General features: G+C 40.4%; 10 protein-coding genes. 1 reads left to right on the forward strand and 9 read right to left on the reverse strand.

All coding sequences use genetic code 11. From position 1 onward, the window contains the following. The 7 genes from MWU78_RS08460 to MWU78_RS08490 all read right to left on the reverse strand — a co-directional run bounded on the left by MWU78_RS08460 (position 1) and on the right by MWU78_RS08490 (position 9,920). Positions 1–1,344, reverse strand: a complete 1,344-nt coding sequence (locus MWU78_RS08460) for an NAD(P)/FAD-dependent oxidoreductase (RefSeq protein WP_246996928.1) — start codon at positions 1,342–1,344, stop codon at positions 1–3. A 269-nt stretch (positions 1,345–1,613) separates the two neighbouring features. Continuing rightward, entirely contained in the window at positions 1,614–3,422 is a 1,809-nt protein-coding gene (locus tag MWU78_RS08465; RefSeq protein ID WP_246996930.1) for an acyl-CoA dehydrogenase family protein, read from the reverse strand. A gap of 85 nt (positions 3,423–3,507) precedes the next feature. Further along, a complete protein-coding gene (locus tag MWU78_RS08470; RefSeq protein WP_246996932.1) occupies positions 3,508–4,701 on the reverse strand; it encodes an acetyl-CoA C-acyltransferase in 1,194 nt (397 codons plus the stop codon). Positions 4,702–4,795: 94 nt separating this feature from the next. Then, on the reverse strand, positions 4,796–5,119 hold the full coding sequence (locus tag MWU78_RS08475) for a four helix bundle protein (protein WP_246996934.1): 324 nt from the start codon (positions 5,117–5,119) through the stop codon (positions 4,796–4,798). Positions 5,120–5,154: 35 nt separating this feature from the next. Beyond that, a complete protein-coding gene (locus MWU78_RS08480; protein ID WP_246996936.1) occupies positions 5,155–7,545 on the reverse strand; it encodes a 3-hydroxyacyl-CoA dehydrogenase/enoyl-CoA hydratase family protein in 2,391 nt (796 codons plus the stop codon). Positions 7,546–7,575: 30 nt separating this feature from the next. Next, positions 7,576–8,010: a MarR family transcriptional regulator gene (locus MWU78_RS08485; RefSeq protein ID WP_246996938.1), complete on the reverse strand. Its 435-nt coding sequence runs from the start codon at positions 8,008–8,010 to the stop codon at positions 7,576–7,578. 137 nt (positions 8,011–8,147) lie between these two features. Continuing rightward, entirely contained in the window at positions 8,148–9,920 is a 1,773-nt protein-coding gene (locus MWU78_RS08490; RefSeq protein WP_246996940.1) for an AMP-dependent synthetase/ligase, read from the reverse strand. A 447-nt stretch (positions 9,921–10,367) separates the two neighbouring features. Between MWU78_RS08490 and MWU78_RS08495 the strand changes: the two genes are divergently transcribed. Continuing rightward, on the forward strand, positions 10,368–11,477 hold the full coding sequence (locus MWU78_RS08495; protein ID WP_246996942.1) for a hypothetical protein: 1,110 nt from the start codon (positions 10,368–10,370) through the stop codon (positions 11,475–11,477). 134 nt (positions 11,478–11,611) lie between these two features. Here the strand turns inward: MWU78_RS08495 and MWU78_RS08500 are convergent, their stop codons facing one another. Both MWU78_RS08500 and purL read right to left on the reverse strand, forming a co-directional pair. Next, the gene (locus tag MWU78_RS08500; protein ID WP_246996944.1) at positions 11,612–12,064 is read right to left on the reverse strand and encodes a GNAT family N-acetyltransferase; all 453 of its coding nucleotides are present in this window, start codon (positions 12,062–12,064) and stop codon (positions 11,612–11,614) included. 2 nt (positions 12,065–12,066) lie between these two features. Continuing rightward, a complete protein-coding gene (purL, locus tag MWU78_RS08505; RefSeq protein WP_246996946.1) occupies positions 12,067–15,753 on the reverse strand; it encodes a phosphoribosylformylglycinamidine synthase in 3,687 nt (1,228 codons plus the stop codon). Positions 15,754–15,787: the final 34 nt, after the last annotated feature.

The following is a 15,787-nucleotide window of genomic DNA, read 5'->3' on the forward strand; positions in this document are numbered from 1 at the left end:
CTATAACATGCTTTTTATGTCGTTCGCCCAGGATGGAAAGGTGAAAATCATACCTTTCAAGGCCTCGGTTGTCATTCTTAGGTTTATCGCCATAGCGAACATGTTGATCGTTTCCGCTGCATGGGGTGACAAGAGGTGTGCCCCAACAATTTGTTTTGTCCGCTCGTTGCTTATTATTTTAAATGCATAAGCAGATGCATTTATTCTTTTGGCGTTATACCAGTCCGGAACAGATTTATAATTGACCGTTACCTTCTTATATCTACTTTTAGCCTCCTCTTCCGACAAACCCACGGAAGCCAAATTGGGCAAGGTGAAAACCGCCGAAGGAATCACTGGGGTCACAATTTTTCTTTTGTTGCCCTGAAGTATATTTTCCGCTACAACAGCACCTTCCAATCCCGACAAGGGAGTCAGGGGCAGGCCATGTGCCGATACGTCACCACAGGCATAAACATTTGGATTACCCGTATTTTGTAGGTATTCGTTTACTTGTATACCTTTATGGGAATAGGATACATTGCCTTTCTCCAAGTCCAAGGTGTTGATAGCGGGAACCCTTCCTGCGGTATTGAAGATTGATCGTGTTTTTAGTGTTTTTTCCTTACCACCCTGTTTATAATGAATACGCAGATTTTTTTTCAGCTTCTCTATTTTGGTAACCTCGGAATTCAGTATAAAGTCTATTCCCAGATCAACGGAAACCTTCCTTAAGTGGGATACCAAGTCGCTGTCAAAAGCTTTAAGTATGCTTTCTCCATGTTCAATAATGGTTATTTTACTTCCTGCCCTAGCTGCCATATGGGCAAATTCCATCGCAATATAACCACCGCCGATAAAGACCATATTTTTGGGCAGTTTTCCCAATTGTAGAAAGTCGTCACTATTTTTAAGGAACGTGGCACCTTCGAATTCAAGTTTCCTTGGTATCTGTCCCGTAGCAACAACTATTTTTGTGGCTTTAATGGATTTCCCCTCGACGGATAAAGTCTGCTGGTCCAAAAACTTTGGTGATTGGTGGTAAAGTTGAATTCCCAATTCCTTAAGTTCCTCTTCAGTGGCCTTAGGAATCGGTTTGGTAAATTGACCTTTAAACCTTTGCAGTGCTTTCCAGTCCATGGTTGGTTTGGAGGAAATACCTTTGTCCGTTAAATTAGTGGCCACTTCATAAATCTCCACGGGTGCCAAAAGAATCTTTTTGGGAATACAGCCCCTGTTGCCACAAGTGCCACCATATTCGCGGTTGTCGGCCATAGCCACTATTAAACCGCTCTTGGTACATGTCTCGGCAACCTTTCTACCCGCACTGCCACTTCCTATTACAAAAACATCTACTTTCTTCATAGGCCTTAAGGTATTCTGTTTTGAATTTATGGGTTGATTTATTTGCGTAATATTTTAATCCGATAGACACGGCAATTATAATCTGTGAAACTTGGAAAAGACGCTGGGGAATAGATCGCCAATTCCATTTCGACTATCGGTTATTGCCGGAAATAGGGGGGAGTCTTAAAAAAGGGAAGTAGTAGGCATAAAATAAAAGAACCGCTCTTTTGGAGCGGTTCTTCCTTTTGCTTCTTTAAGAAGCACGAGCTTGAGTTAGCTACTCTTTACTAAAAACAATACTTGTTTTCAGCCTTAAGTTTTTCTGCAATGGTGTTACGAAGTTCAACAACATTGGGCTGATTTGCATATTTTGTAAATCTTTTTAGTCCCATAAGCATCATACGTTGCTCATCACCTTCAGCCATTGAAACTATTGCTTCCTTGCCATTTTTTATAATAATGTCCACAGCATTATACAAATATAGTTTGGACATGGATATTTGTTCTTTTTGAGCAGCTTCCCCAAAGCGCTTTACATTTTTCTCGGTTCTGAGGATTGCAGATTCTGCCATATAAATTTCAATTAAAATGTTAGAAGCAGCCAAGAGCAACATTTGGTGTTCATCCAAAGCTGGTCCATATTTTTGTACTGCTGATCCGGCAACCATTAAGAATACTTTCTTAAGTTTTGCTATCATTTCCTTTTCTTCAGCAAACAATTCGGAATAATCAGGGGTATCAAAGGAGGGGATATCCATTAGTTCATTTCCTACTGCCGTAGCAGGCCCCAAAAGATCTACATGCCCTTTCATGGCTTTCTTTATCAATAGACCCACGGATAACATTCGGTTTATTTCATTGGTACCTTCGTAAATACGGGCTATACGGGCATCTCTCCAAGCAGCTTCCATGGGAGTTTCTTCAGAAAAGCCCATGCCGCCAAAAATTTGGATACCCTCGTCAGAGCAGTTTTGCACATCTTCGGAAACCGCAACTTTTAAAATAGAACATTCAATTGCATATTCCTCAACCCCTTTAAGCTCAGCTTCTTGATGGCTATTACCCGCTGCCATACGCATGGCTATACGATCCTCTATATTTTTGGCCGCTCTATACGAGGCAGATTCCCCTGCATATAAGCTAGTGGCCATTTCTGCCAATTTCGATTTTATCGCACCAAAATCGACAATGGCAGTTTTAAATTGCTTGCGTTCTGTAGCGTATCTTAATGAGTTGGTAGTAATTCGCCTTTGGGAATCCAAACAGGCGGCAGCTAATTTTATCCTTCCAATATTTAAAGCGTTCATGGCAATTTTAAATCCATTTCCTCTTTCGGAAAGCATATTTTCCACAGGAACTACAGTGTCATTAAAGAAAACCTGCCTGGTAGAAGAGGCACGAATTCCCAATTTATGTTCTTCTTCTCCTAAAGTAATACCATTACTTGGGTCGTTTTCAACAATAAATCCAGTGATATTCTTGTCCTTTTCTATACGGGCAAACACTATGAATACCTTGCAGAACCCAGCATTGGAAATCCACATTTTTTGGCCATTGATTTTGTAGCTCTTGCCGTCTTCGGATAAAGTTGCTGTTGTTTTACCGGAATTGGCATCGCTACCTGCACCGGGCTCTGTTAAACAATAGGCGCCGAACCACTCACCGGTGGCCAATTTTGGTACGTATTTTTGTTTTTGGGCTTCGGTGCCATACAGGGTAATCGGCATAGTTCCAATTCCAGTATGCGCTCCAAAGGCAGTACTGAACGAACCACTCCCACTAGAAATATATTCACATACGATCATAGTAGAAATGAATCCCATTCCCAGTCCTCCATAGGCTTCAGGAACAGCAACTCCCAAAAAGCCCATTTCTCCTGCCTTGGTCATTACTTCTTCCGTTAGGGCGTAGTCCTTTGCCTCGAACCGATCTCTATTGGCCACTATTTCGCGGTCATTAAACTCGATAACGGAATCGCGCATCATTTTCTGCTCTTCTGAAAAATCCTCAGGTGTAAAAACGTCTTCGCAATTGGTTTCCTTGACAAGGAATTGCCCTCCTCTTAATATTTCTTTAGTTGTTGTTTCTGTGCTCATTGTTCGTCTTGTTAAGTTTTTTACAGTAGGGATTGTAGTGATATTTAAGAAAAATTATCTCTACAATCAGTAGACCGTATGTTGTTTAATTTAAAAATTCAAATATCCCGGCAGCACCTTGACCTGTACCTACACACATGGTTACCATGCCATATTTGCCTTGCATTTTTCTCTTTCTCATTTCATCAAAAAGTTGAACGGATAATTTAGCTCCCGTACAGCCCAAGGGATGGCCCAGGGCGATTGCTCCTCCGTTCACATTGACAATATCATTATTTAAATTAAGTTCACGAATTACTGCCAAGGACTGTGATGCGAAAGCTTCATTTAATTCTATCAGTTCAATGTCATCTTGTTTAAGTCCGGCTTGTTTTAACGCTTTTGGGATTGCTTTTACGGGGCCAATACCCATAATTCTGGGTTCCACACCGGCCACGGCATAGTTCACCAATCTGGCAATAGGCTCCAGTTTTAATTCTTTTACCATATCCTCACTCATAACCAAAACAAATGCCGCCCCATCGCTCATTTGTGAGGAATTACCTGCCGTTACGCTCCCACCTGCTGCGAAAACGGGTCTCAACCCGGCCAAAGCTTCCTTACTGGTTCCTTTTCTAGGTCCCTCATCTTTGGTTACGGTATATTTTTTACTGGCTTTCTTACCATTGTCATCAACATAGATTTGTGCCACTTCAATAGGCACGATCTGACTTTGAAAACGGTCTTCAGCTTGTGCCTTGAGTGCTTTCATGTGCGAATTATAGGCAAATTCGTCTTGGTCTTCACGTGAGACATTGAATTGTTTTGCTACTGCTTCTGCGGTATTCCCCATGCCCCAGTAATAATCCTCATGTCCGGATTTTGCAAGATCATAGTTGAGTTCTGTTTTGTATCCGGTCATGGGAACGGCACTCATGCTTTCTGCTCCACCGGCAATGATACAATCTGCCATTCCAGCCTGGATTTTTGCTGTGGCAATACCTATAGTTTCAATACCTGATGAACAAAATCTGTTGACTGTAACTCCTGGGACATCAACTATATTAAGTCCCATTAACGAAATTAAACGGGCCATGTTAAGTCCCTGTGATCCTTCGGGCATAGCATTTCCGACGATTACATCATCAATTCGCTTTTTGTCCAATTGTGGCAGCTCATTCATCATATAGGCTATGGTTTCAGCAGCCAATTCATCTGTTCTTTTAAAACGGAATACACCTTTTGGAGCTTTTCCTACTGCTGTTCTATATGCTTTTACTATAAAGGCTTGTTTGTTCATAGTTCTATTTTTGTTTTGATAATGAGAGTTTAGACAGCTAGAGACTAGAGTCTAGACTTTGATTGCCTAGATTATCGATAAAGGAGGCAATCATTTATTGAATTTGTAAAATTTTATTTTCAAGTTCTTCGAACTTTTCTTTGTCTAAATAATTTTCATTATGAGAAACAATTAATTGAGTTTCCCATTCAAAAGCTGACCCCAGACTATTTTCTAAAGATTTTATAAAATGCCTATTTGTACTTTTACTTGAACCTTCAGAAATATTTGATGGAATGGAGACAGCGCTTCTGTTCATTTGAATGATTAAATTAAACCTTTCAAAATCTGGATATGTTTTTGTCAGCTTATAGTTTTCTCTTACAAGTTTCATTCCCTCTTGCCATATTTTCAATTTCTTAAGATTATGTAGTCCCATTTGGTTTAGTCCCTAGGGTCTAATCGTCTATCATTTTAATTCCGCAACGGCTTTCCTGTCTTCAGCATGTGTTGTATCCTCTCCAACGTTTTCCTTTCTGTACATAGGGACAGGAATGCTTCCCTTTCTAGATCCAATAGATATTGTTCCGTAACTAGCGTTGGCTCCGACAAGTCGCCCCCAGCCATTACATAGGCCAATTTGTTGGCAATCTTGTGGTCATGTTCGCTTATATAATTACTGTCTTCCATGGCATCCGTGCCTACCAAAAACATTCCTAGAGCTTGTTTTCCCAAAACCTTAACGTCCTTACGTTTTGGGGGTTGGGTATAGCCTTGTTCTGCCATTAGTTTGGCGTAACCTTTAGCGGTTGCAATTTGTCTATCCTTGTTTACGACTACTATATCCTTTCCCTTTTCAAGTACTCCCATATCAAAGGCCTCGTAAGCGGAGGTTGATACTTTCGCCATTCCAATGGTCAAGAAATATTCTTGAAGGACATTAAGCTCCACATCATTTTTTCTAAAGGTATCCGAAGCTCTTAAGGTCATTTCTTTGGAACCACCACCACCTGGTATTACCCCAACACCAAATTCTACCAGTCCCATATAGGTTTCTGCCGCTGCAACCACCATATCAGCGTGCAAGGACAATTCGCAACCCCCGCCCAAAGCCATTCCGTGTGGGGCAGAAATTGTAGGTATTGCTGAATACCGCATACGCATCATGGTATCTTGGAACATCTTAATGGCCATGTTAAGCTCATCGTATTCCTGTTCCACGGCCATCATAAAAATCATTCCAATATTGGCTCCAACAGAGAAGTTAGGGGCTTGGTTGCCTACTACAAGACCTTGAAAATCCTTTTCTGCCAAATCAATGGCCTTGTTTAAGCCGGCCAAAACATCTCCTCCGATGGTGTTCATTTTGGATTGAAATTCCACATTCAATATACCGTCACCTAAATCTTCTACTACAACACCTGAGTTTTTCCATACCTCATTGGATTTTCTAATATTATCCAATATGATAAAGGAATCTTGACCTGGTATTTTTTTCATGGCCTTTTTGGGGATATCATAGTAGTATGATGCGCCGTCTTTAATAGTATAGAAGGTTTTATTGCCAGTGGCAAGCATCTCGGTGACCCATGGGGAAGGCGTAAAGCCTTCAGCATTCATCATTTCAATTCCCTTTTCAACGCCTATTGCATCCCAAATTTGAAACGGACCATGCCCCCAGGCAAAACCAGCTTTCATGGCGTCATCTATCTTATATAACTCTCCGGTTATTTCTGGAATCCTATTGGAGGCATATTCAAATAATGAAGAAAAACTCTTTCTGTAGAAAGCACCGGCCTTATCCTTACCAGTTACCAATACCTTAAAGCGATCAATTACATTTTCTATGGATTTGGTAAGTTCAAGGGTGGCAAAACTAGCCTTTTTACTAGGTCGGTATTCCATTGTATTTAAGTCCAACGCCAATATTTCCCTACCTTCTTTTTTATAAAATCCTTGGCCGGTCTTACTTCCGAACCATTTGTTTTCCATCATTTTTCCGATAAAATCGGGAAGTATAAATTGCTCCCTTCTTTCATCGTCCTTACAGTTTTCGGCAATACCATTGGCTACATGAACCAGAGTGTCCAAACCTACGACATCAACTGTTCGGAAGGTGGCCGATTTTGGTCTGCCTATTACCGGTCCGGAAAGTTTGTCTATTTCTTCTACGGTTAGGTCCAATTCCTTTACGGCATGGAACAAACTCATAATACTGAAAGTACCTATTCTATTGCCAATAAATGCTGGAGTATCTTTGGCAATCACCGAGGTCTTGCCCAGAAATTGTTCTCCATAACTATTTAAAAAGTCCAACACTTCTGGAGAAGTTTTTGGTCCAGGGATTATTTCGAATAGTTTTAAATATCTAGCAGGGTTAAAAAAGTGGGTTCCACAGAAATGTTTTTGGAAATCCTCGCTTCTTCCCTCACTCATAAAATTTATGGGAATACCCGATGTGTTGGAAGTAATTAAAGTACCTGGTTTTCTGTGCTTATCCAGATTTTCGAAAACTATTTTCTTTATATCCAAACGCTCTACGACCACCTCAATGATCCAATCTACCTGTCCTACTTTGGCAATATCGTCCTCAAGATTCCCTGTTAATATTCTTTGGGCAAATTTTTGATGGTAAATAGGGGAGGGCTTGGATTTTAGGGCAGTGGCCAATGATTCGTTCACCAACCTATTTCTGACCACTTTATCCTTTAGTGTAAGTCCTTTTGCCTTTTCCTTGTCGTTAAGTTCCTTAGGGACAATGTCCAAAAGCAATACTTCCACCCCAATATTGGCAAAATGACAGGCAATACCACTTCCCATTATACCTGAACCAATAACTGCTACTTTTTTAATGTGTTTGTTCATCAATAAAAACGTGTTAATTAGGTTTTAATATTATGTGTAAATTTTCTTTTCAGCTATTAATTTGTTGATGACCTCAGCTACCTCAAAAAAGGTGTTCAATTTTTCCATGGGTACATGATTTCTCACCACTTCATTAAAACGAAGTACAACCTCCTTTGAGTCCTTTCTCTTTTCCAAACCAAAAGCTGTGAGATGGATTAATACACCCCTGCCATCATTTGGGTTGGGTCTACGTTCTATTAGGCCCTTTTCCTCCATACTTTTTAATATACGGGAAAGACTTGTTGCTTCCATACCCATTTTTGGGCCTAGGGCCGTTGATGGTGTACCGGTTTTGGGGTCTATGCTCAATAAGGTAAACCCTACGGCCATGGTGCTTTCAAATTTTTTAGCTTCTTCATTATACATCTTTGTCACCGCCTGCCATGTAGCCCGGAGCGTATAATCTATCGTTAAGTCTTTCATGTTGAGTTGTTGGTTCTTCCAAAGATATGAAAATATATTATGCATGCATAATATGTTTTCATAAAAATATGTGGTTTGGAAATAAAAACAGACCCAAATTAAAGAAGCTGTTGATAAATCAGAATATAGAAATCCTATTAATGTTCGTAGATGTCATTATATAGGTCGATATATTTTTCCTTGACAATTTTACGTTTTAATTTCATAGTAGGGGTAAGGTGGCCTTCTTCTATACTCCAGATATCCGGTGTAAGTCTAAATTGTTTTACCTTTTCCCATTTGGCAAAACTTTCATTGGCAGATTCCACTTCTTCCTGGAATCTGGCAATTACTTTTTCGTTTTTAACCATTTTTTGGTTATCACCTAATTCCACATTATGAATTTTCGCCCAGTTGCGCACAAATTCGAAATCGGGCTGAATAAGGGCTGCGGGCATTTTTTCCCCTTCACCAACGACCATTATTTGTTCTATAAATCTCGATTGCTTAAATCTGTTCTCCAATAACTGTGGGGCAACGTATTTACCTCCCGAAGTTTTAAACATTTCTTTCTTCCTGTCCGTAATCTTGAGAAATCCATCCGCATCAATCTCGCCTATATCTCCGGTATGAAAGTATCCATCCTTAATGACCTCGGCTGTTTTTTCGGCATCCTTGTAATAACCTAACATTACTTGTGGACCTTTAACACATATCTCGCCATCTTCTGCGATTTTCACTTCGGTATGTTCCAAAAGTTTTCCAACGGTGCCAATTCTAAATCCACCATTCCTCATATCGTTAACCGAAACTACGGGAGAGGTTTCCGTAAGGCCATAGCCCTCCATAACCCCAAATTCAGCAGCATTGAAAATTCGTGCCAAGCGAGGCTGCAACGCAGCACTACCCGAAGCTATTAATGAAAGATTTCCTCCCAGACCTGCCTTCCACTTACTGAAAATTAATTTTCTGGCAAGGGTTAATTTCTTTTCGTACCACCAACCATTTTGTCCATAAGGTTCGTATTGTAGACCCACTTCAACGGCCCAGAAAAATAATTTCTTTTTTATACCGGTAAGTTCTGTACCCTTCGCGATGATTTTGTCGTAAACTTTTTCCAATAATCTAGGTACCGCAGTCATAACATGGGGTGAACACTCTTTTAGATTATCACTTATTTTATCCATGGACTCGGCAAAATAGATCGTGACGCCGGCGTATTGATACAAATACATCATCATCCTTTCGTAAATATGACATACAGGTAAAAAGCTTAAGCAGGTAGTATTCCCATAATCTATTGGTAGACGTTTGGAACTAGCAATGGAATTACTCACCACGTTGTTATGGGTTAGCATAACACCTTTTGGTCTGCCAGTAGTTCCTGAAGTATATATCAAAGTAGCCAAGTCATGCGGTTTTACCATGTCCTTTAGCTTTTCAACCTCCTTTTGATTGGAGGTATCGGCGCCCAACTCCAGCATTTCACTCCAATTTTTACAATTTCCGAGAACATCAAAAGAGTATACATCTTTTAAATGCGGTGTATTTGCCTTTACCGCATTAACCTTGTTAAAAACTTCCTCACAGGAAACAAAGACATATTTGGCTTCTGAATGGTTTAGGACATATTCATAATCTTCTTCCGATATGGTAGGGTAAATAGGAACGTTTTGTGCTCCTAATTGCAGAATTCCTATGTCCATAATATTCCATTCCGTTCTGTTGGCCATAGAAATTAGGGCAATTTTATCGTTGGGTTTTACACCAAGTCGCAACAAAGCCCTACTTATGGCATTTGCCTTGTCTATATATTCTTGGGTGGATGTTGCTATCCATTCTCCATTATACTTAGTGACCAGTGATATTTTTAAATTGAATTTCTTTAATTGGTAATAAGGAAAATCAAAAAGGCGGGTGATTTCTTGCATATTTATTTGCTGTTCGTAATCGCAAATTAAGAAAAGGGAACGGTATTATAAAATGACATTCGTATAAAAAATGTAAAATAATTATTGAGTCCGCATTTTATGTGCTAATATAGGTAGGGGTGTGGCAATGTTTGCATGCTTATAATCCAAATGTTTTAAGATAGAATTATTTATAATTTTCAATCAATTTTACACCAATCGGTAATTTTTGATAATAATGGAGACTTATTCAAGTATACGTGGGTTGAAATATTTCTGAGGTAAAATAATGTTGTTTATATTATTTCCGAGGTTACTTAGCTAAGATTTATAGGACGGAAATTACAAAATGATTAAGTTCAGTCCTTGATACAATATTGGAAGCCCTGCGTTTCGGCTTTTTTGAAGGTAGGCAGAATGCTTAAATGTGTATTACATTAAATTTTTAATAACAAATAAACTAATTCAATGAAAAAGCTTTTTGTAACGGCGGTAGTTATTTTTACTATGATTTCCTGTGCCGAAAAAACTAAAATTCCTGTATATGCATGGACGGGTGGACCTGGCGAGGCCACTGATCAGGAACTTATGGCAACCTTTAAGAACTATAAAGAGAAAGGGATTGATGGACTTATGTACAACGGCGGACATAATCCGGAAACTTATAAACGGGTAGGTAAATTGGTAAAAGATGCTGGAATGGAATTCCACACTTGGGTACCGACCATGGTGCAAGGGGAAAATCCAAAATTACCCAAGGATCTTTATGCCATAAATAGGAATGGAGATTCAGCTTTTGATAAACCAGCCTATGTATCCTATTATAATTTTCTGTGCCCCAATAAGGAGGGTTCTTTTAACTTTTTGTCCGAATTATATGGAAACATTGCCACCGTGGAAGAAGTTGATGGAATACATTTGGATTATATCCGTTTTCCGGATGTTATTTTGGCAGAAGGACTTTGGGATAAATATGGACTGGTAATGAACGAGGAATATCCCATAGCCGATTACTGCTACTGTGATAAATGTGTAGGGGATTTTAAGGAAAAATCCGGAATAGATATAAAGGAGGTTGAAGACCCTTCCCAGGTTCAGGAATGGAAGCAATTTAGATATGATTTAATAACTAATATCGTAAATCGTTTGGCCAAGGTTGTCCATGAAAAAGGTAAAAAGATAAATGCTGCGGTTTTTCCAGGTCCTAGCAATGCTATGAAAATGGTGAGACAGGAATGGAACAAATGGAATTTGGACGCTTTCTATCCCATGAATTATAACGATTTCTATTTAGAGAGTCCTGAATGGGTGGGGGAAATAACCAAGGAAGAGGTAGCATCCGTTAAGGGAGAAAAGCCTATTTACAGTGGACTTTTTATATGTCCGAACCCTGAGAATAAAACAAAGGAAAATGACCCTGAAAATCACGGGTTGTTACCGTCCGAAATTGAGACCGCAATTAGAACATCAATGGAGAACGGTGCCGCAGGGATTTGTCTTTTTACACCAGAAAGAATGAAGCCCGAACATTGGGAAGCTTTTGATAAGGCTATTCATGCGGATTATTCCAAAAAATAAAGAGAAGTAAGAACATCCCTTGGCGGTGTCACAAATATCTTTTAACAGTAAATCCCTTGGAAGGGAGTTGAGGTTAAAATTGCTCAAAAAGCAACTTTATCCAACTTCTTTCCAAGGGATTTTTATTTGTTGAATTACAGATGTAGTTTAAATCCTTCGTGGGTAGCTTTGAATCCTAATTTCTCATAGAATCTGATGGCGTCCGGACGTTGCTTGTTAGAGGTTAATTGCACCATGTGAACTCCTTTTTCCTTGGCTCTTTGAATAATCCATTGGAACATTAGAGTGCCAATTCCCTTGCCAGTTCGATCTTCCCGAACATGAACATTTTCTACAAGGCAACGAATACCTCCTACATAGGTAAGGTACTGGAGGAAACTCAATTGAAAGGAAGCTATAACTTCGCCTTGGAAATTAAGGATTACCATAAGCTCCTGATTTGTATCCCGATCAATTCGATCAAACGCGCTATAATATTCCTTTGGGAGCGGGTCCTGATACTTCTCACGGAGACTACCCAAGGCATCATTGGCAATCATTGCTATTATTGCCGGCAGGTCTTCCTTGGTTGCTCTCCTAAAGTTCATGATTATCCGTTATTCACTTCCAGCCATTTCCTGGCATTTACAAATGCCTCCAGCCAAGGTGAAACCTCATCTTTTCTTCCTGCCGGATAATGAGCCCAATTCCATTGGAAAATAGAGCGTTCTATATGCGGCATTGTTACCAAATGGCGGCCGGTGGTATCACATAACATTGCGGTATTGAAATCGCTGCCATTAGGATTGGCTGGATAGCCTTCATAGCCATAACTTGCCACAATATTGTAATTACCCTTGGAAAGGGGTAATTTAAACTTCCCTTCACCATGGGATATCCACACCCCTAAATTAGCTCCTTCCAAACTTGAAAGCATTATGGAATTGTTCTTTTGAATAGCCACTGAGGTAAATCCACTTTCGTGTTTATGGGAATCATTATAGGTCATTTTTCCATGTTCCTGATGCTCAGGATTGATCAATTCCAGTTCCATGAACAACTGGCAACCGTTACAAATACCAATGGAAAGGGTATCAGGTCTAGCAAAGAAATTCTTTAGGGCGGTATTCGCTTTTTCGTTGTATTTAAAGGCACCTGCCCAACCTTTGGCACTGCCCAGAACGTCCGAGTTGGAGAAACCACCAACAGCTCCTATAAATTGTATATCCTCCAAGGTCTCCCTTCCGGAAATCAAGTCGGTCATATGTACATCCTTAACATCAAAACCTGCAAGGAACATGGCATTGGCCATTTCGCGCTCCGAATTGCTGCCTTTTTCACGTAGAATTGCCGCTTTTGGACGTGACGTTGCCTTAGTTGGCATCTTGCCATCAAAGTGTGCAGGGAATGTGTAAGTTAAGGGTTGGTTTTTATAATTACTGTATCTTTCTTGGGCCAAGTTGTTGGCAGTTTGTCTGTTATCAAGAAGGTAGGAGGTTTTAAACCAGGTATCTCTTAGGGAATTAACGTTCAATCCCATTTCCATTCCTTGATTTTTAATGTTCAAGGTAGCTGCTGGGCTTACCGATCCAATTTTGTAAAAATCAATTCCGGCATCTTCCAAATCCTTTTCAACTGAACTGTCCTTGGTCTGAAAAACAATTCCAGCGTTTTCTGAAAACAACAATTTTATGGTATCTGCTTCGCCTATCGAGGTCAGGTTCAAATTGGCACCTAAATCGAGGTCGGCAAAACAAAGTTCCAGAAGGGTTGTAATCAATCCGCCCGAGGCAACATCATGCCCGGCAAGAATCTTTCCGTTAAGGATCAAACCTTGTAGCGTATTGAAAACGGTCTTAAAATTATCCGCATCTTTAATTGTTGGAGCCTCATCACCTATAGTATTCAAAATTTGGGCAAATGAAGAGCCTCCCAGTTTATACGAATCTTTGGAAAGATTAATGTAATAGATATCCCCTCCATTTTTTTGTAAAACTGGTTCCACTACCTTGCCGATGTCGGTACAGTTTCCTGCGGCCGAAATGATAACGGTACCCGGAGATATAACCTCTGCATCTTTATAGCGTTGTTTCATGGACAGGGAATCTTTTCCAGTTGGAACATTGATTCCCAGCGCTACCGCAAATTCAGAAATAGCCTCTACTGCATCATAAAGTCTGGCGTCTTCCCCGGGATTTTTACAGGGCCACATCCAGTTGGCGGAAAGGGAAACCGAGTCCAAACCATCTTTTAGTGGTGCCCACACAATATTGGTCAAGGCTTCGGCAATACTATTTTTGCTTCCGGCTGAAGGGTCTATTAAACCAGAAATAGGGGAGTGGCCTATAGAAGTGGCAATTCCTTCTTTTCCTTTGTAATCCAATGCCATAACACCACAATTGTTCAAGGGCAACTGTAAAGAACCAGCGCATTGCTGTTTGGCTACCTTACCACCTACACAACGGTCCACCTTATTGGTAAGCCAGTCTTTGGAGGCTACAGCTTCCAATTGCAGGACTTGGTCCAAATAATCGTGGAAGTGTTCCAAGGAATAGGATGGAGCTGTATATTTTCTAGTTATTGTGGAATCGTTCATTACAGTTTTTGGGGAACTCCCAAACATATCGGATAGCTCCAAGTCCATTGGACTTTCTCCTGTAGTGGCGGATTTGAAGGTAAACCGTTTATCACCTGTAACATCACCTACCTCATACATCGGTGAACGTTCACGATCCGCAATTCGGTGCAGCATATCCACATCCTTTTTCCCGATTACAAGTCCCATACGTTCTTGGGATTCGTTCCCAATCGTTTCTTTGGCCGATAGCGTAGGGTCTCCTATTGGCAGTTTATCCAAATCTATTTTTCCTCCTGTTTCTTCGACTAGTTCTGACAGACAATTTAAATGTCCTCCCGCACCATGATCGTGTATTGATACAATAGGGTTATGATCACTTTCTACCATACCTCTAATGGCATTGGCAGCCCTCTTTTGCATCTCGGGGTTAGATCGTTGAATGGCATTGAGCTCTATTGTGGCCCCAAATTCACCAGTGTCGGCACTTGATACTGCGGCACCGCCCATCCCAATACGATAGTTGTCACCTCCAAGGATCACAATTTTATCACCGGTTTTTGGTATGTCTTTTAACGCCTGTTCGGCTTTGCCATAACCAATACCTCCGGCCTGCATAATCACTTTATCGTAACCTAACTTTCTGCCTTGTCCATTTGCTGAAGATTCAGCTCCCTCATCATGTTCAAAAGTAAGTACTGAACCGGCAATTAAAGGTTGTCCAAATTTGTTTCCAAAATCAGAAGCTCCGTTGGATGCTTTTATTAATATATCCATAGGGGTCTGGTACAACCAGTTCCTTTCCTTCATGCCCTTTTCCCAAGGTCTGTTTTCTTCCAATCGGGAATAGGCGGTCATATAAACTGCAGTTCCCGCCAAGGGCAAGGAACCCTTACCACCTGCCAATCGGTCCCTAATTTCACCACCAGCACCTGTTGCAGCTCCATTAAAAGGTTCTACAGTGGTTGGGAAATTATGGGTTTCCGCTTTTAAGGATATTACAGATTCAAAGGGTTTTTCTTCGTAATAATCTGGCTTGTCTGCACTTTTGGGGGCAAACTGAACCACTTTTGGTCCTTTAATAAAGGCTACATTATCCTTATAGGCAGAGACGATACCCCCTGGGTGTTCTTGGGACGTTTTTTTAATGAGTTTAAACAGCGATGATGGTTTTTCCAATCCATCTATTACAAAGGTGCCGTTGAAAATTTTATGCCTACAGTGCTCAGAATTTACCTGGCTAAATCCGAATACTTCCGAATCTGTAAGTTTGCGGCCAATTTTTTGGGAGACTTCCTGAAGGTAGGTTACTTCTTCTTCACTTAAGGCCAAGCCTTCCTGCTCATTATATTTGGCAATATCCTCTATTCCCAAAATAGGGGCGGGCATTACATCAATCTTAAAAATTTCCTGTGATAGACCATTGTATTTTTGTGAAAGCATGGGGTCAAAGCTTTTATCATCTTTGCCCACAGCCAAAAATTCCTCAATTCTTATAATTCCAGAAACACCCATATTTTGGGTTATTTCTGTTGCATTTGTGCTCCATGGAGTAATCATGGCCGCCCTGGGACCAACAAAAAAGGCGTCGATTGACGCCACGTTTAACCTCGGTTGGTTGCCAAACAACCACGTAAGTTTTGCACTATCTTCTTGGGATAGGTCGCTTTTGGTCTGTACCGCAAATATCTTAGTGCTAAGGTCTCCAAAGAAATGAATCATCTAATATGTAAATTGTATGGATTATAAAGCTGCA

The sequence above is a fragment of the Arenibacter sp. F26102 genome, assembly GCF_023015865.1.
Lineage (GTDB): Bacteria > Bacteroidota > Bacteroidia > Flavobacteriales > Flavobacteriaceae > Arenibacter.

Coding starts and splice junctions, on each gene's coding strand:
- MWU78_RS08485 (WP_246996938.1), bottom strand. CDS start 8,010: ATGAAAGACTTAACGATAGATTATACGCTCCGGGCTACATGGCAGGCG.
- MWU78_RS08460 (WP_246996928.1), bottom strand. CDS start 1,344: ATGAAGAAAGTAGATGTTTTTGTAATAGGAAGTGGCAGTGCGGGTAGA.
- MWU78_RS08495 (WP_246996942.1), top strand. CDS start 10,368: ATGAAAAAGCTTTTTGTAACGGCGGTAGTTATTTTTACTATGATTTCC.
- MWU78_RS08480 (WP_246996936.1), bottom strand. CDS start 7,545: ATGAACAAACACATTAAAAAAGTAGCAGTTATTGGTTCAGGTATAATG.
- MWU78_RS08465 (WP_246996930.1), bottom strand. CDS start 3,422: ATGAGCACAGAAACAACAACTAAAGAAATATTAAGAGGAGGGCAATTC.
- MWU78_RS08500 (WP_246996944.1), bottom strand. CDS start 12,064: ATGAACTTTAGGAGAGCAACCAAGGAAGACCTGCCGGCAATAATAGCA.
- purL (WP_246996946.1), bottom strand. CDS start 15,753: ATGATTCATTTCTTTGGAGACCTTAGCACTAAGATATTTGCGGTACAG.
- MWU78_RS08475 (WP_246996934.1), bottom strand. CDS start 5,119: ATGGGACTACATAATCTTAAGAAATTGAAAATATGGCAAGAGGGAATG.
- MWU78_RS08470 (WP_246996932.1), bottom strand. CDS start 4,701: ATGAACAAACAAGCCTTTATAGTAAAAGCATATAGAACAGCAGTAGGA.
- MWU78_RS08490 (WP_246996940.1), bottom strand. CDS start 9,920: ATGCAAGAAATCACCCGCCTTTTTGATTTTCCTTATTACCAATTAAAG.